Raw genomic sequence first — 15,818 nt, forward strand, 5'->3', positions numbered from 1 at the left:
TCCGCCGAACACCTAGAGAATCCCCCACGCATTATCGGGGGACAGTCTTCCTCTGGCCCCCCGGCGTACGGGTTCTCACACCACCCCCGCACACGCTTTCCAAAGTCGAACAAGATCGGACTCTATCATCGAGCCTTGACGAGTCGACTTCCGGCCAAACGTGATAAGGGACCGTCAGATGATGTTCGCCGTATGTCATTTGACATACGGCGAACTCGCTACGAGACGATGTCCTTCTTCTCGAAGCCCCGGAACGCCAGGGCGACGAGCACCAGCGCGTACCCCACCGACACCCCCGCGCCCTGGGCCATGCCGCTCCACTCCAGATGCGGCTGGAGCGCGTCCGCCCAGGCGAACTGCCAGTGCGCGGGCAGGGCCTTGCGCCAGCTGCCCAGCGCGGTGATCGCGTCCAGCACATTGCCCACGATCGTCAGGCCCACCGCACCGCCCACCGCGCCCAGCGGCGCGTCCGTCCTGGTCGACAGCCAGAACGCGAGACCGGCGGTGACCAGTTGGGAGACGAAGACGAACGCCACCGCGATGGCCAGGCGCGGTATCGCCTGCCCCGCCCCGAGGGAGCCGCCGGTGGGGATCTCCAGCGGGCCCCAGCCGTACGCCGCCGTGCCGACCGCGAGCGCCACCAGCGGCAGCAGCACGATCGCCGCCGCGCTCAGGCCGAGCGCCACCGCCAGCTTGCTCCACAGCAGCCGGGCCCGGGGCACGGGCGCGGCCAGCAGATAGCGCAGCGAGGACCAGCTGGCCTCCGAGGCGACCGTGTCGCCGCAGAACAGGGCGACGGGCACCACCAGCAGGAAGCCCGCCGAGACGAACAGGGCGGTCGCCGCGAAGTTCGCGCCGGACGCCGTCGCCGTGTCGATCAGGGTGATCCGGCCGTCGCGGCCGGACGGGGTGCCGCCGATCGCGAAGGCGGTGACCAGGATGAAGGGCAGGGCGGCGAGGAGGCCGCCCATCACCATGGTGCGCCGGCGCCTGAGCTGGCGCGCCGCCTCCACCCGCAGCGGCAGGGTGCGGCCGGGCCGGTAGCCGGGCGCCGTCGCCCGCAGGTCCGCCCCGGACGGTGTCCCCGTGTGCGTCGGCGTCGTCATCCCGATCCTCCGATCAGGGTCAGGAACGCGTCCTCCAGGCGGCGGTGCGGGCCCACGCCCGTCAACGGCACGTCCAGGCGGATCAGTTCGGTGATCAGTTCGGTCGGGGTCGCGCCCGCCAGGCGGACCAGCATGCCCTCGTCGGTGCGGGTCGCCGCGCCGATGCCGGGCAGCGCGGCCACCTTGTCGGCCAGCACGTCCGCCACCGGGCCGGCCACCGTCACGAGCAGCGTGTCGCTCTCGCCGGTGATCTCGGCGACCGGGCCCGCCTGGACGAGGCGGCCGCGGTCCATGACGACCAGATGCGTGCAGGACTGCTCGACCTCCGACAGGAGGTGGCTGGAGACGATGACCGTGCGGCCGCCCCGCGCGTAACGGATCATCACGTCCCGCATCTCGCGGATCTGCGGCGGGTCCAGGCCGTTGGTCGGCTCGTCCAGTATCAGCAGGTCCGGCATGCCGAGCATGGCCTGGGCGATGGCCAGGCGCTGGCGCATGCCCTGCGAGTACGTGCGCACCGCCCGCTGGAGCGCGTCGCCCAGGCCCGCGATCTCCAGGGCCTCGTCCATGCGCGAGTCCTCGGCGGGGCGGCCGGTGGCCTGCCAGTACAGCTCCAGGTTGGCGCGGCCCGACAGATGCGGCAGGAAGCCCGCGCCCTCCACGAAGGCCCCGACCCGGGAAAGCACCGGGGCGCCCGGGCGGATCGCGTGGCCGAAGACCCGGATCTCGCCGCCGTCGGGGCGGATCAGTCCCATCAGCATCCGCAAGGTGGTGGTCTTGCCCGCGCCGTTCGGCCCGAGCAGGCCCAGGACCTGGCCCTGCTCGACCCGGAAGGAGAGGTCGCGGACCGCGTAACGGTCGCTCGACCTGCTGTACTTCTTGGTCAGGCCGGTGATCTGGAGCGGGACTTCGGCCAGCTCCGGATCGGGGGCCCCAGCCGTGGTGCGCCGGGTGACCAGCAGGCCGAGCGCGATCACCGCGCCCGCCAGCGGAAGCCCCCAGGACCACCAGGGCACCCCGGCCGGGTCGGTCTTCACACCGGGCGCGGTCGGCACGGTCAGGGTGGAGTCGGCGAGCGAGACGGTGTACGTCCCCGGCGCCGTCGGCGAGGCGTAGCCGAGGTCGGTCGCGGCGACCACCAGGCGCAGCCGGTGGCCCGCCTCCACGTTGTGGTCGACGGCGGGCAGGGTCAGCTCGACCGTCCGGCCCTCCTTGGCGCCGTCCACCCGGACGGGCGCGACCAGCTGGGCGGGCAGCACCTGCCGCTTGCCGTCCGGCCCCACGTCGTACACCTTGCCGAAGAGCACCGCGTCGTCGCCGCTCGACTTGACCTTCAGCTTGACCGTGGGCGAGCCGGTGATACGGATGCCGGGCTTCAGCTTCGGCGAGTCGAAGGCCGCGTACTGCCCGGGGAAGTCGATGTTCAGGCCGCCGACGCCCAGCGAGGACAGGCCCGCGAGGCCGCCGCCGACGCCGGGCACGGCGGAGATGGCGGGCGGGGCCGCGCCCGCCGGGTTCTCGAAGGTCTGCTCGCGGCCGCTGAGCGCCACCGCGCGGGTGCCGCTCGCCAGGCCCGGGTAGCTGCCGCTGGTCGCGCCGCGCAGCTGGGCGGCGCCGTCGGTGGAGCTGATGCCGCCGGTCCTGGTGACCCGGAAGGCGGGGCCGGTGTCGGCGCCCTTGTCGCCCTTGAGATAGCGGTCGAACCAGGAGGCGATACGGGCGTCGACGCGGCCCGACTCGCGGTCGCCGCCGTCGTGTCCGCCCGCGATCCAGTCGACCGCGACCGGCGCCCCGTTGGCGCGGATCCTCCGGGCCGCCGCGTCCGCCTGGCCGAGCGGGAAGAGCGAGTCGGTCTGGCCCTGCACCAGCAGCGTCGGCACCTTGATGCGGTCGCCGACGGCGGACGGGGAGCGGGCCGCGAGCAGGTCGCGCGCCTGCGCGTCCGGCGTGCCGCTGACCGCGACCCTCTCGTACATCTCGCAGAGCTGTTTCTCGAAGGTCTTGCAGCCGCCGCCGGTGGAGAAGAAGATCCCGGCCCACAGCTTCTTGAAGACGCCGTCCGGGAAGAGCGCGTCGGCCAGGTTCCAGTAGGTGATCTGGGGGGCGATCGCGTCGACCCGCTTGTCGTAGCCCGCCGCCAGCAGCGAGATCGCGCCGCCGTAGGAGGCACCGGTGACGCCCACGCGCGGGTCGCCCGGCGCGTCCAGCTCCACCTCGCGCCGCTGGGCCAGCCAGTCGATCAGCCGCGAGACGTCCTTGACCTCGTACGCCGGGTCGTTGAGGCCGATGTCGCCCGTGGAGTCGCCGAAGCCGCGCGCGGACCAGGTCAGCACCGCGAAGCCCTCGCGCGCGAGCTTCTGCGCCTGTGGGCGCACGTCGTCCTTGTTGCCGCCGAAGCCGTGTCCGAGCAGCACGGCGGGGCGCTTCTTGCCCGCGCCGCCCGCCGTGAAGAAGGACGTGTCGATCTTCGCGCCGGGCATCTGGAGGACCCGGTCCTCCTGGTGCACCGCCGGCGTGCCGCTCGCGCCGGTGGCCGTCCAGATTCCGGCCCCGGCCAGCACGGCCAGAGCGGCGGCCGCGGCGGCCGCCGCCCGTCCACGAGGTCGGCGAAGACGAGGTCTGCGCAATTCCATGCCTCCACCGTAAGTGCCGCCTCCGACAACCGAGCCTGCCGCCAGGTGGAGGTGGCGGCGGTACTCACGGCGTACGGCCGCGCTCTCCCGTACCGCAGCGGGAGTAGGCGGCCGTACGGGCGCGCGGGCCGCGGCTCAGCCGAACGACGCCCGCTGGAGCCAGAAGTCGAGCAGCCCGGCGTCGCCCAGCACCTCGACCTTGGGGCTGTCGGCGGGCAGCCGGCGGTAGAAGACGTTCATGACGTCGGTCAGCGGGCCGCGCAGCGCGACCGTCGCCTTCTCGTGGCCCCGGCGCCAGCTCAGCCCCTTTTCGCCGAGCTCGATCAGCCACTCCGCGTCGGGCACGTCGGTGGCGTGAAGGTGGATGCTGCGGCCGGGGCCGCGCAGCTCGGCGGCCTGCGGGGCGAGCTCGGCGGCCTGGATGAAGCTGACGATCTCCAGCCACTCGTCGATGGTGTCGACCGCCACCTCGGGCGCGAGCCGGTACTCGGCGCCGACGGTGAACGCGGCATCCGCGCGGTGGACCACCGTCTCATGGGTCATCCGGCGCGCCCAGAACCCGGCGGTCGCCTCGCCCGCCCAGGTCCACGCGGCCTGGTCGGGACCGGCGTCCCGCAGCGCGTCGGCGCAGAGCTCGGCGCCCTGCGCCAACCAGGCGTCCAGCGCGTCCGGTTCGTCGCCGTCGGGGCCCTTGGAGTCGAGCGCGAGCCGCTCGGGGGCGCTGGTGGCCTTGGACCGTACGATCTCGGCGACCCAGCGGTGCGCCCCGCTCACATGGACGGCGAGCTCGCGCAACGTCCAGTCGGGGCAGGTCGGTACGGTGACGGAGAGGTCCGCACCCGTGAGGTGGGACCTCAGCTCGTCTGTCTGGCGGAGGATTTCGGAACAGTAGAAGTCGTGGCCCAGAGGGGAATCCGCGGCAGTCATGCCTCAAACCCTAGGTGCGGTCCGCCCATTACGTCCCTCGATCGAGCGGCCGGAACCGGACAGAGTGCCCGGTCCCGGCGGCCTTGGCCGCGAACCCGCCTCAGACCTGCTCGTCCTCCGGGACGCTCACCAGCCAGCGCGTCTCGCGGCGCGGCCGCAGATAGAAGGCCCAGTAGAGGGTGGCGACGGCCGTGATGCCGCCGGTCCACAGCAGATACGTCGTCTCCTGCTGGGTGAGGATGTACGCGAGGACGGCGATCAGCAGCACCGGCACCGCGGGCCACAGCGGCATCCGCCAGGCCGGGACCTCGCGGTGCGCGCCCCGGCGGCTGAGCAGTGCCGCGACCGCGACCAGCAAGTACATCCCGGTGACCGAGACGCCCGTGACGCCGTACAGGGTGTCGAGGTTGACGAAGCACAGGGCCGCGCCCGGGACGCCGACAAGGAGGGTGGCGACCCACGGGGAGCCGAACCGGCCGAGCCGCGAGAGCGCGCGGTTGACCGGCTCGGGCCAGGCCTTGTCGCGGGCCGAGGCGAACAGGACGCGGGAGTTCTGGATGACCATCACGATGCCCGCGTTGACGATGGCGAGGGCGACGCAGAGGCTGACGAAGGTGCCCACGGCCGAGTTGGACCAGGCGGTGACCATCGCGCCGATGTCGCCGGAGGTGAGGGCGGCGAGGTCGGGGGCGCCGACGGTGATGGCGATGACCGGGACGAGGATGACGGCGGTGGAGATGGCGAGGGTGGCGAGCACGGTCCGCGCGACGTTGCGGCGCGGGTGCTCCAGCTCCTCGGAGAGGTAGACGGCCGTCGAGAAGCCCTGGGTGACGAAGAGGGCGATGGCCAGGCCCGAGACGACCATCATCGCGGTGACCGGGGAGTGCGTACCGCCGTCAGCGGCCACCGTGCCGTGCACCAGCGAGGAGGCGCCCCGGTGGCTGTGCGAGAAGCCGAGGACGGCGACCACGGCCGCGGCGACGACTTCGAGCACCAGGAAGATGCCGGTGATCCAGGCGTTGGCCCGCAGGTCGAGCAGTCCGGCGAGGGTGGCGAGCAGCATCACGCCGCCGCCCGCGACCGGGGCCGGGATGTGGACGAGGGGGGCCAGATAGTCGGCCGTGCCCATCGCGATGACCGGAGGGACGATCATCACCACGAGCAGCGACAGGACGAACACCAGCCAGCCCGCGAGGCGACCCGCGAGCGTCGAGACCATCGCGTACTCGCCGCCCGCGCTGGGGATGAGCGTGCCCAGCTCCGAGTAGCAGAACGCGACGCCGATACAGAGCAGCGAGCCGATGGCGATGGTGAGCGCGGTGTAGGTGCCCAGGCCCGCGAAAAGATCGGGGACGACCACGAAGAGGGTGGAGGCGGGCGTCACGCAGGACAGCGTGAGCAGGGTGCCGCCCACGACGCCGATGGAACGCTTGAGCTTCTTGGGGGCTTCGCCCGTCGCCGGGGAGAGGACGTGGGGCGGGCTGAGCGTTTCGGTCATCGATGCGCATCCGATCGGCAAGGTGCGGGGTGTGAGCGGGGAGCGCTATCGACCTCCGGGTGGTGCTCCGGGGCCCGTCCGGCCCCGGTGGTGAGTGGTGTGTCGCTCCCTTGGGGCGACATTTCAATCTCCACGCGATCCGCAGGTCAATAGCTGTTCACCTACGGAATCCGTCGCTCCACAGCCCTTGCGGAACTGATCCGGCATTAAGAGCGCAATAAAAACGCCCTGTCGGGCAGTACGGGAACCGCAGCCCGCGCGCGGAAATTTTTCGCCCTGTTCCGCATGCCGGAACGACGCCGACGACCGAGACGGCACTTGCGGTTACCCGGGGTCACGGACGGGCGCCCGAGCCCGCTCCCGGATGGGCGCCCGGCCCGGCCCCCGGCCGGTGCGCCCCCGGCCACCGCCACCCGCCACCCGCCTCCCGTCACCCGCCCACCCCCAGCGCCGCGACCAGCGCCCGTACCGGCGCCGACGGGGTGCGCGGGTGCAGGGCCTCCGTGCGGTGCACCAGGCGGGGCACCGCGACGCGGACCGCGGCCGTGCCCGCCAGGCCCTCGGCCGCCGCGAGCCCCGTCGCGGCGAGCCCGTGTCCGGCCGCGACCAGTTCGGCAAGCCCCCTCAAGTCGCCTCCCCCGTACGCCAGTCGGGGCCGGAAGCCGTCGGCGTGCGCGGCGGCGCGCAGCTGGGCCAGGGAGACCGCCGCGTCCGGCGCGTCGACCCAGTGCGCGTCGGCCAGGTCCGCGAGGCGCAGCGAGGCGCGGCGCGCCAGCGGGTGCCCGGCCGGGAACAGCACCGCGAGCGGGGTCTGAGCCACGGCCACCGTGACCATCGGGCCCGCGTCCGGCAGCGGCAGCGGGTCGTTGGGGGCCGCGGCCCCGTCCACCAGGCCCAGATCGGCCTCCCCGGTCACCACGGCCCGTACCGCCGCGTCCCGGCCGAGCACCCGCACCTCGGCCGCGAGCCCCGGGGCGTCCCGGCGCACCCCGGCCAGGGCGGCGGCGAGCGCGGGCGTGAGGGCGGCCGGGGTGCAGACGAGCGCCAGGCGCTCGGCACGCACCCCGCGCAGCCGGGCGATGTCCGCGCGGGCCGCGTCCAGGCGCAGCAGCAGTGGCCGGGCGTGCTCCATCAGCCGCTCGCCCGCCTCGGTCGGCCCGACCGGCCTGCGCTCCACCAGCCGGGCGCCGAGGTCGGCCTCCAGCGCCGCGATGTGCTGCGAGACGGCCGACTGCGTATAGCCGAGGCGCTGCGCGGCGACGGAGAAGGAGCGGTGCTCGACGACGGCCACGAAGGTGCGCAGGAGATGGGGATCCATGGGCATCAGTAAAACCCACGTGCATCAGCATCACTGATCCTCGATGCATTGATCATCGTTGGACGCGATGCGGGGCCGCCGCCCACGATGGATCCATGACGAACCACACCGCACGGATCGCCCTGGTCGGCGACCGCTCCCCCAACGTCCGCTCGCACACCCGCATTCCGCTGCTGCTCGACGCCCTGCGCGAGCGCGACGGGCTCGACCTCGACGCGTACTGGATCCCCACCGATCAGGCCGAGGACGGCGTCGAGGGGTTCGACGCGATCTGGGTGCTGCCGGGCAGCCCGTACCGCAGCGAGGCGGGTGTGCTGGCAGCCGTGCGCACCGCCCGCGAGCAGGGCATCCCGTTCCTCGGCACCTGCGGCGGCTTCCAGCACGCGCTGCTGGAGTTCGCCCGGGACGTGTGCGGGCTCGACGACATCGCGCACGCCGAGAACGACCCCGACGCCCCCGTCGAGGACGCGCTGATCGTGCCGCTGGCCTGCTCGCTGGTCGGCCACGAGGGCACGGTCGAGCTCAGCCCGGGCTCACTGGCCGAGCAACTGCTCGGCGCCGAGCGGTCGGTGGAGCGCTACCACTGCATGTTCGGCCCCAACCCGCGCCACCTGGACACCCTGCGCGCCCACGGTCTGCGCTTCACCGGCACCGACTCCGCGGGCGAGGTCCGCGTCGCCGAGCTGCCCGGCCACCCGTTCTTCCTGGCCACGCTCTTCCAGCCGGAGCTGTCCGGCGACGGCACGCGCCCGCACCCGATCGTCCGGGGACTCGCGGCGGCGGCCGTGGCGACGGCGGCGGCCCGCACGGCGGGGGAGACCGTACGGGCCGCTTCGAAGGGCTGAGCCGGGGGGGGCGGCCGAGCCGTGGTCGGTGCCGGCGGGGGATGCCGGGTCAGTGGTTGCGGGGGAAGCCCAGGTCGACGCCGGCCGGGGCGTCGGCCGGGTCCGGCCAGCGGGTGGTGACGACCTTGCCGCGGGTGTAGAAGTGCGTGCCGTCGTTGCCGTAGATGTGGTGGTCGCCGAAGAGCGAGTCCTTCCAGCCACCGAAGGAGTGGTAGCCCACCGGCACCGGGATCGGCACGTTGACGCCGACCATGCCGGCCTCGACCTCCAGCTGGAAGCGGCGGGCGGCGCCGCCGTCCCGGGTGAAGATCGCGGTGCCGTTGCCGAACGGGGAGGCGTTGATGAGGGCCAGGCCCTCGTCGTACGACGCCACGCGCAGCACGCACAGCACCGGCCCGAAGATCTCGTCCCGGTAGGCGTCCGCCGAGGTCGGCACCTTGTCGAGCAGCGAGAGGCCGATCCAGTGGCCGTTCTCGAAGCCCTCGACGGTGTGGCCGGTGCCGTCCAGGACGACCTCGCTGCCCTGGGCGGCCGCGCCCGTCACATAGGAGGCGACCTTGTCGCGGTGGGCGGCGGTGATCAGCGGGCCCATCTCGGACGTGGGGTCGTCGCCCGGGCCGATCTTGATCTTCTCGGCCCGCTCCTTGATCTTGGCGACCAGCTCGTCGCCGATGGCGCCCACGGCCACCACGGCCGAGATCGCCATGCAGCGCTCGCCCGCCGAGCCGTACGCGGCGGAGACGGCGGCGTCGGCGGCCGCGTCCAGGTCCGCGTCCGGCAGGACCAGCATGTGGTTCTTGGCGCCGCCCAGGGCCTGGACGCGCTTGCCGTTCGCGGAGGCCGTGGCGTGGATGTAGCGGGCGATCGGCGTGGAGCCGACGAAGGAGACGGCGGCCACGTCCGGGTGGGCGAGCAGCGCGTCGACCGCGACCTTGTCGCCGTGGACGACGTTGAAGACGCCGTCGGGCAGCCCCGCCTCGCTCAGCAGCTCCGCGATCTTCATCGAGGCCGACGGGTCCTTCTCCGACGGCTTCAGTACGAAGGTGTTGCCGCAGGCGATGGCGATCGGGAACATCCACATCGGCACCATGGCCGGGAAGTTGAAGGGTGTGATGCCCGCGACCACGCCGAGCGGCTGGCGGATCGAGGAGACGTCCACGCGCTGTGACACCTGGGTGGAGAGCTCGCCCTTGAGCTGGGTGGTGATCCCGCAGGCCAGGTCCACGATCTCCAGGCCGCGCGCGACCTCGCCGAGCGCGTCCGAGTGGACCTTGCCGTGCTCGGCGGTGATCAGCTCGGCGATGGCGTCCCGGTTGGCGTCGAGCAGCGCGCGGAACGCGAACAGCACGGTGGTGCGCTGGGCGAGCGAGGACTGGCCCCAGGTCGCGTACGCCTCCCGGGCGGCCGCGACCGCCGCGTCCACCTCGTCGACGCTCGCGAAGGCGACCTGCGTCGTGACGGCGCCGGTCGCGGGGTCCGTCACCGGACCGTACGTACCGGACGCGCCCTCGACGGCCTTGCCACCGATCCAGTGGTTGACGGTCTTCGTCATGACGGAAAACTCCTTCGGCGATGCTTCACAGATGGCGGCGTCGGGCTGCGACCTGCCGGTCGTACTCCTCACGCGCCTCGACCGCCGACGGACGCGTCGCGGTCTCGGCCACAGGAACATCCCACCACGCCTGCGCCGGGGGCGGGCCCGACACAGTGTCTGCCGTTTCGGTCTCCACGTAGACACATGTGGGACGGTCCGCCGCACGCGCGAGAGCGAGGGCTTCGCGCAGGTCACGGATGGTCTTGGGGCGCAGCACGGCCATCCCGAGCGAGGCCGCGTTCGCCGCCAGGTCCACCGGCAGCGGCTCCCCCGTACAGCTGCCGTCCGGCGCCCGGAAGCGGTACGCCGTGCCGTACCGCTCGCCGCCCACCGCCTCGGAGAGCCCGCCGATCGAGGCATACCCGTGGTTCTGCAGGATCACCACCTTGAGCGGGATGTTCTCCTGCACCGCCGTGACGATCTCGGTCGGATTCATCAGATACGTGCCGTCGCCGACCAGCGCCCACACCGGCCGCCCGGGCGCGGCCAGGGCGACCCCGATCGCCGCCGGGATCTCGTATCCCATACAGGAGTAGCCGTACTCGACGTGGTACTGGTCGCGCGAGCGGGTCCGCCACAGCTTGTGCAGATCGCCGGGGAGCGAGCCCGCCGCGTTGATCAGGATGTCGTCCCCGGTGACCAACGTGTCGAGCAGGCCCAGGACTTGGGCCTGGGTGGGCCGGGCGTCCTCGCTGTCGGGGGTGTACGCGACCGTCACCCGCCGCTCCCACGCGGCCTTCAGCTCCGCGTACCCGCTCTCGTACGACGGCTCGACGCGGTGTTCGCGCAGCGCCCCGGCCAGCGCCTGGAGCCCCGCCCGGGCGTCGCCGACGACTTGCAGCCCGCCCATCTTGTGCGCGTCGGCGCCGTTGACGTTCAGGCTCGCGAAGCGGACGTCCGGGTTCTGGAAGAGGGTCGAGGACGCGGTGGTGAAGTCGGTCCAGCGGGTGCCGACGCCGAGCACCACGTCGGCGGTGCGGGCCAGTTCGTCGGCGGTGGCCGTGCCGGTGTGGCCGATGCCGCCCACGTCACAGGGGTGGTCGAAGGGGAGCGAGCCCTTGCCCGCCTGGGTGGAGGCGACCGGGATGCCGGTCCGCTCGGCGAAGTGCCGCAGGGCCTCCTCGGCCCCGCTGTGGTGGACGCCGCCGCCCGCCACGATCAGCGGGCGCCGGGCGCCGCGCAGCAGGTGGACCGCCTCGTTCAGCTCGTCCGAGTCCGGCGGCGTCGCCCGCACCCGCCACACCCGCCGCCGGAAGAACTCCTCGGGCCAGTCGCACGCCTCGGCCTGCACGTCCTGCGGCAGCGCCAGGGTCACCGCGCCGGTCCTGGCCGGGTCGGCGAGCACGCTCATCGCGGCGAGCGCGGCCGGGATCAGCGCCTCGGGCCGGGTGATCCGGTCGAAGTAGCGCGAGACGGGGCGCAGGCAGTCGTTCACCGACACATCGCCCGCGTACGGGACTTCGAGCTGCTGGAGGACCGGGTCGGCGGGCCGCGAGGCGAAGACGTCACCGGGCAGCAGCAGGACCGGCAGATGGTTGACGGTGGCCAGCGCCGCGCCGGTGACCAGGTTGGTGGCGCCCGGGCCGATCGAGGTGGTCACCGCGTGCGCGGAGAGCCGCCCGGACTGGCGGGCGTAGCCCACCGCCGCGTGCACCATGGCCTGTTCGTTGCGGCCCTGGTGGTACGGCATGTCGCTGCCGGGCTCCAGGAGCGCCTGGCCGATCCCGGCGACGTTGCCGTGGCCGAAGATGCCCCAGGTCGCGGTGATCAGACGCTGCTCGACGCCGTCCCGGGCGGTGTACTGCCGGGAGAGGAAGGCGAGCAGCGCCTGCGCGGTGGTGAGCCGCCTGGTCGTCGCGCTCATCGGTAACCCTCCGCGTGGTCGGGGTGGAAGCTGATCCGCCACGCGCGCTCCGCGCCGGGGCCCGCCATGACGTTCAGGTAGTACATGGGGCGGCCGGGCGCGGCGATCGACGGGCCGTGCCAGCCGTCGGGGACGAGCACCGCGTCGCCGTCGCGCACCTCGGCGAGCACGTCCGCGCCGCCGGGACGCGACGGCGAGACCCGCTGGAAGCCGAAGCCCTTGGGGTCCTCGAACGCGAAGTAGTAGATCTCCTCAAGGACCGACTCCCGCCCCGGGATGTGCTCGTCGTGCTTGTGGGGCGGGTACGAGGACCAGTTGCCGCCGGGCGTGATCACCTCCACGGCGATCAGCCGGTCGCACGCGAAGGCGTCGGCGGCGGCGAAGTTGCGCACCTCGCGGGCGCTGACGCCCGCACCCCGCCGTTCGACGGGCACCTCCGGCGCGGGGCCGTGACGAGCGGGGAGTCGGCGCTCGCATCTCGCTCCTGCCAGGGCGAAGCGGCCTCCCGCGCCGGAGGCGATCTGTGCTCGGGCGTCACGCGGGAGATAGGCGAAGTCGCTGACCCCGCCGAACACGCTCTCCCGGCCCAGCAGTTCCAGGGTCCGACCTTCTGTCTGTACCGTACATCCACCGCTCAGCGGCAGCACGATCCACTCGCTGTCGCCGGTGGTCAACGTGTGCGTGCCGCCGGGCGCCAGCTCCAGCACGCGCAGCGCCGAGTGGTCCCAGCCGGCCCGCTCGGGCCCGATGTCGAGGGCGTAGGCCCCCCGGGCGGTGGAGCCCGCCCGTACGAACAGCTCGTCCATGCGCTCGTCCATGCGTCCTCCCTACCCCCTACAGCAGCCCGGCCGCGGTATCGACCGCGCCCGCCACGTCCCCGTCGGCCGGATAGAGCAGCGTGCGCCCGGCCACCAGCCCCTGCACGGTGGGCAGTTGCAGCGCCGATCGCCACTTCTCGTACGCCGCCTCCTGCTCGGCGGGCGTCCCGCCGACGTCGCCGCCGAGCAGCACGGCTGGGAGTGTCGTGGTCGCCATCACCCTGGCCATGTCGTCCGGGTCCTCGGTGACGGGGACCTTCAGCCAGGTGTACGCCGAGGTCCCGGCCAGCCCCGAGGCGATGGCGAGCGAGCGCGTGACGGCCTCGGCACTGAGATCGTTGTGCACCCGCCCGTCGCGCCGGTGACAGATGAACGGCTCCACGAAGACCGGCAGCCGACGCTCCGCCATCTCGTCGATGGCGCGGGCGGCCGAGTGCAGGGTGCGGAGCGAGCCGGGGTCGTCGTAGTCGACGCGCAGCAGCAGCTTGCCCGCGTCGAACCCGAGGCGGGCGAGGTCCTGGGCGCGGTGGCCGGTGAACCGGTCGTCCAGTTCGAACGCGGCCCCGGCGAGCCCGCCCCGGTTCATGGACCCGATGACGACCTTGTCGTCGAGGGCGCCGAGCAGCAGCAGGTCCTCCAAGATGTCGGCGCTGGCCAGCACTCCGTCGACGCCGGGCCGGGACAGCGCGAGGCAGAGCCGTTCGAGCAGGACACGGCGATCCGCCATGGCGAAGGCGTCCTCGCCGACGCCGAGCGCGCCCCGGGCGGGGTGGTCGGCGGCGATGATCAGCAGCCGCCCGCCGCCCCGGACCAGCGGGCGCCGCACGCGCCGCTCGGCCGCCTCGGCGATGGCCTGCGGATGCCGGGTGCGGACCCGGGCGAGTTCGCCGGGGCTGACGCGAATGCTCACGCCGCTCCCCCCGCCAGTACGCGCTCGACCTCGGCCGGGAACGGCATCGCGGAGGAGCAGGCGAGGCGGGAGGCGACGATCGCGCCGGCGGCGTTGGCGTACCGCGCGATCCGTTCGGTGTCCCATCCGGCGAGCAGCCCGTGGCAGAGCGCCCCGCCGAACGCGTCCCCGGCGCCGAGCCCGTTGACCACCTCCACCTCGACGGGCGGCACTTCGACGGCCCGGCCGTCCCGGCCCATCGCCAGGACCCCCTTGGGCCCCTGCTTGACCACCGCGAGCTCCACCCCGGCGGCGAGCAGCGCCCGCGCGGCGGCGTACGGCTCGCGCTCACCGGTGGCCACTTCGCACTCGTCGAGGTTCCCGACGGCGACGGTGGCGTGCCGCAGGGCCTCGCGGTACCAGCGGGTGGCCCCGCCGGTCTCCTTCAAGGCCGCGTCTTTCCAGGCTGCGTCTTTCCAAAACGTGGGCCGCCAGTCGAGATCGAGGACAGTGGTGCCCGCGCGCGCCCGGGCCGCGAGCGCCGCCAGGGTGGTGGACCGGCTGGGCTCGACGCTCAGCCCCGTCCCGGTCACCCAGAAGATCCGCGCCGCACGGATCGCGGCCAGGTCCAACTCCCCCTCGTACAGCTCCAGATCGGGCGCTTTCGGCTCCCGGTAGAAGTAGAGCGGGAAGTCGTCCGGCGGGAAGATCTCGCAGAAGGTGACGGGCGTGGGCAGGCCCGGGACGGGGGTGACCCAGCGGGCGTCGACCCCGAACTCGCCCAGTTCCGCCCGCAGATACTCACCGAACGGGTCCTCGCCGGTGCGGGTGATGACGGCCGTGCGCCGCCCGAGCCGGGCCGCCGCGACCGCCACGTTGGTGGGCGAGCCGCCGACGAACTTGCCGAAGGACGTGACCCGCGAGAGCGGCACACCGGTCTGGAGCGGATAGAGGTCCACCCCGATCCGGCCCATGGTGATCACGTCGTACGGACCCTCGTACGAAACCGACTCCATGCACGCCCCCTTCATCGGTGACCCCGGCCGGTCCCAGGTCTAGCCGCCCCGGCCGGGCCCTGTCAATCTTTTGTCCTGACATTCGGACGTAGTCTTGACACCGTTCTCGCGCCCCGGGAAGGCTGACTGCCATGACGACGGACAGGACTCGCATCCGGATCGGCTCCGCCCCCGACTCCTGGGGCGTCTGGTTTCCCGACGACCCGCGCCAGGTCCCCTGGTCCCGGTTCCTCGACGAGGTCGCGCACGCGGGGTACGCGTGGATCGAGCTCGGACCGTACGGCTATCTCCCCACCGATCCGGCGCGCCTCGCCGACGAGACCGCGCGGCGGGGCCTGCGCGTCTCGGCCGGGACCGTCTTCACGGGGCTGCACCACGGCCCCTCGGTGTGGGACACGACCTGGGAGCACGTCGCGGACGTGGCCGAGCTGACCCGGGCCACCGGCGCCGGACACCTCGTCGTCATCCCGGCGTTCTGGCGCGACGACAAGACCGGCGAGGTCCTGGAGAGCTCCACGCTCACCGCCGCGCAGTGGCGCGATCTCGCCACCCAGACCGAGCGCCTGGCCCGCGAGGTGCGCGAGCGCTACGGGCTGCGGATCGTGGTGCACCCGCACGCCGACACCCACATCGACAGCGAGGAGAACGTGGCGCGCCTGCTCGACGCCACCGACCCGGACCTCGTCGGCCTCTGCCTGGACACCGGCCACTACGCCTACTGCGGCGGGGACAGCGTCAAGCTGATCGAGACGTACGGGGAGCGGATCGGCTATCTCCACCTCAAGCAGGTGGACCCGGAGATCCTGGCCCAGGTGCACGCCGAGCGGCTGCCGTTCGGGCCCGCCGTGGCCCGGGGCGTGATGTGCGAGCCGCCGCACGGGGTGCCCGCGCTCGAACCCGTCCTCGCGGCGGCCGAAGCGCTCGACGTCGACCTCTTCGCGATCGTGGAGCAGGACATGTACCCGTGCGATCCGGACCGCCCGCTGCCCATCGCCGAGCGCACCCGCGCGTTCCTGCGCTCCTGCGGGGCCTGACCCGCCGACTCCTGCGGGGCCCGACGCCGGGCGTCGACGCCGCACCGATCGCCCGCGCCCCGTGAGGGCGCGGGCGGCTCCGCCCGCCCGCCCCCATTCACCCCGTATGCCACCCCTGTCACAACCGTGCACCCGACGTCACACATGTCTCGATTACGCGGGTCTTGCGTCACAGACAGTCGACAGCCACACCCCTGCCTTCACTCTCTGTCGTTCAACGGGCACAGGCTGAGTGATCGTCAAGTTCCCGCGCCCGGCTCCCCCGACGGCCACCGG

At 73.0% G+C, this 15,818-nt stretch carries 12 protein-coding genes; 2 read left to right on the top strand and 10 right to left on the bottom strand.

All coding sequences use genetic code 11. The features are described from left to right. Positions 1–218 precede the first annotated feature (218 nt). From ACGFRG_RS12575 to ACGFRG_RS12595, 5 genes are all read right to left on the bottom strand, one after another. Positions 219–1,106: an ABC transporter permease gene (locus tag ACGFRG_RS12575; protein WP_361429960.1), complete on the bottom strand. Its 888-nt coding sequence runs from the start codon at positions 1,104–1,106 to the stop codon at positions 219–221. Continuing rightward, positions 1,103–3,739 carry an alpha/beta fold hydrolase gene (locus ACGFRG_RS12580; protein WP_393263476.1) on the bottom strand — a complete coding sequence of 879 codons (2,637 nt, stop codon included), beginning with the start codon at positions 3,737–3,739 and terminating at the stop codon, positions 1,103–1,105. The genes ACGFRG_RS12575 and ACGFRG_RS12580 overlap by 4 nt, the downstream gene beginning before the upstream one ends. Before the next feature lie 135 nt (positions 3,740–3,874). Further along, positions 3,875–4,666, bottom strand: coding sequence for a maleylpyruvate isomerase family mycothiol-dependent enzyme (locus ACGFRG_RS12585; RefSeq protein ID WP_393263478.1), 792 nt, complete (start codon positions 4,664–4,666; stop codon positions 3,875–3,877). 100 nt (positions 4,667–4,766) lie between these two features. Beyond that, a complete protein-coding gene (locus tag ACGFRG_RS12590) occupies positions 4,767–6,164 on the bottom strand; it encodes an APC family permease (protein ID WP_361429957.1) in 1,398 nt (465 codons plus the stop codon). Between the two features lie 430 nt (positions 6,165–6,594). Further along, the gene (locus ACGFRG_RS12595; RefSeq protein ID WP_393263480.1) at positions 6,595–7,482 is read right to left on the bottom strand and encodes a LysR family transcriptional regulator; all 888 of its coding nucleotides are present in this window, start codon (positions 7,480–7,482) and stop codon (positions 6,595–6,597) included. Between the two features lie 95 nt (positions 7,483–7,577). Between ACGFRG_RS12595 and ACGFRG_RS12600 the strand changes: the two genes are divergently transcribed. After that, a complete protein-coding gene (locus tag ACGFRG_RS12600; RefSeq protein WP_393263482.1) occupies positions 7,578–8,327 on the top strand; it encodes a hypothetical protein in 750 nt (249 codons plus the stop codon). Positions 8,328–8,376: 49 nt separating this feature from the next. Here the strand turns inward: ACGFRG_RS12600 and mmsA are convergent, their stop codons facing one another. Genes mmsA through iolC form a run of 5 tightly spaced genes read right to left on the bottom strand, consistent with a single transcriptional unit; the run spans position 8,377 to position 14,508 of the window. Further along, positions 8,377–9,879: a CoA-acylating methylmalonate-semialdehyde dehydrogenase gene (gene mmsA / locus ACGFRG_RS12605; protein WP_361429954.1), complete on the bottom strand. Its 1,503-nt coding sequence runs from the start codon at positions 9,877–9,879 to the stop codon at positions 8,377–8,379. Between the two features lie 25 nt (positions 9,880–9,904). Further along, entirely contained in the window at positions 9,905–11,785 is a 1,881-nt protein-coding gene (gene iolD / locus ACGFRG_RS12610; protein WP_393263484.1) for a 3D-(3,5/4)-trihydroxycyclohexane-1,2-dione acylhydrolase (decyclizing), read from the bottom strand. After that, positions 11,782–12,603: a 5-deoxy-glucuronate isomerase gene (gene iolB, locus ACGFRG_RS12615; RefSeq protein ID WP_393263486.1), complete on the bottom strand. Its 822-nt coding sequence runs from the start codon at positions 12,601–12,603 to the stop codon at positions 11,782–11,784. Before iolB ends, iolD begins: the two co-directional genes overlap by 4 nt. Before the next feature lie 16 nt (positions 12,604–12,619). Continuing rightward, positions 12,620–13,573: a deoxyribose-phosphate aldolase gene (locus tag ACGFRG_RS12620; protein ID WP_393263762.1), complete on the bottom strand. Its 954-nt coding sequence runs from the start codon at positions 13,571–13,573 to the stop codon at positions 12,620–12,622. Then, positions 13,510–14,508, bottom strand: coding sequence for a 5-dehydro-2-deoxygluconokinase (iolC, locus tag ACGFRG_RS12625; protein ID WP_361429951.1), 999 nt, complete (start codon positions 14,506–14,508; stop codon positions 13,510–13,512). The genes ACGFRG_RS12620 and iolC overlap by 64 nt, the downstream gene beginning before the upstream one ends. 131 nt (positions 14,509–14,639) lie before the next feature. Here iolC and ACGFRG_RS12630 point away from each other — a divergent pair, with 131 nt between their 5' ends. Next, the gene (locus ACGFRG_RS12630) at positions 14,640–15,542 is read left to right on the top strand and encodes a sugar phosphate isomerase/epimerase (protein ID WP_361429950.1); all 903 of its coding nucleotides are present in this window, start codon (positions 14,640–14,642) and stop codon (positions 15,540–15,542) included. The last annotated feature ends 276 nt before the right edge of the window (positions 15,543–15,818 follow it).

Source organism: Streptomyces sp. NPDC048696 (genome assembly GCF_043198895.1).
GTDB lineage: Bacteria > Actinomycetota > Actinomycetes > Streptomycetales > Streptomycetaceae > Streptomyces.

Excerpts from the sequence above, each read along its gene's own strand:
- iolD (WP_393263484.1), bottom strand. The coding sequence starts at position 11,785 with ATGAGCGCGACGACCAGGCGGCTCACCACCGCGCAGGCGCTGCTCGCC.
- ACGFRG_RS12575 (WP_361429960.1), bottom strand. The coding sequence starts at position 1,106 with ATGACGACGCCGACGCACACGGGGACACCGTCCGGGGCGGACCTGCGG.
- ACGFRG_RS12595 (WP_393263480.1), bottom strand. The coding sequence starts at position 7,482 with ATGGATCCCCATCTCCTGCGCACCTTCGTGGCCGTCGTCGAGCACCGC.
- ACGFRG_RS12580 (WP_393263476.1), bottom strand. The coding sequence starts at position 3,739 with ATGGAATTGCGCAGACCTCGTCTTCGCCGACCTCGTGGACGGGCGGCG.
- ACGFRG_RS12630 (WP_361429950.1), top strand. The coding sequence starts at position 14,640 with ATGACGACGGACAGGACTCGCATCCGGATCGGCTCCGCCCCCGACTCC.
- mmsA (WP_361429954.1), bottom strand. The coding sequence starts at position 9,879 with ATGACGAAGACCGTCAACCACTGGATCGGTGGCAAGGCCGTCGAGGGC.
- ACGFRG_RS12590 (WP_361429957.1), bottom strand. The coding sequence starts at position 6,164 with ATGACCGAAACGCTCAGCCCGCCCCACGTCCTCTCCCCGGCGACGGGC.
- iolB (WP_393263486.1), bottom strand. The coding sequence starts at position 12,603 with ATGGACGAGCGCATGGACGAGCTGTTCGTACGGGCGGGCTCCACCGCC.
- ACGFRG_RS12585 (WP_393263478.1), bottom strand. The coding sequence starts at position 4,666 with ATGACTGCCGCGGATTCCCCTCTGGGCCACGACTTCTACTGTTCCGAA.
- iolC (WP_361429951.1), bottom strand. The coding sequence starts at position 14,508 with ATGGAGTCGGTTTCGTACGAGGGTCCGTACGACGTGATCACCATGGGC.
- ACGFRG_RS12600 (WP_393263482.1), top strand. The coding sequence starts at position 7,578 with ATGACGAACCACACCGCACGGATCGCCCTGGTCGGCGACCGCTCCCCC.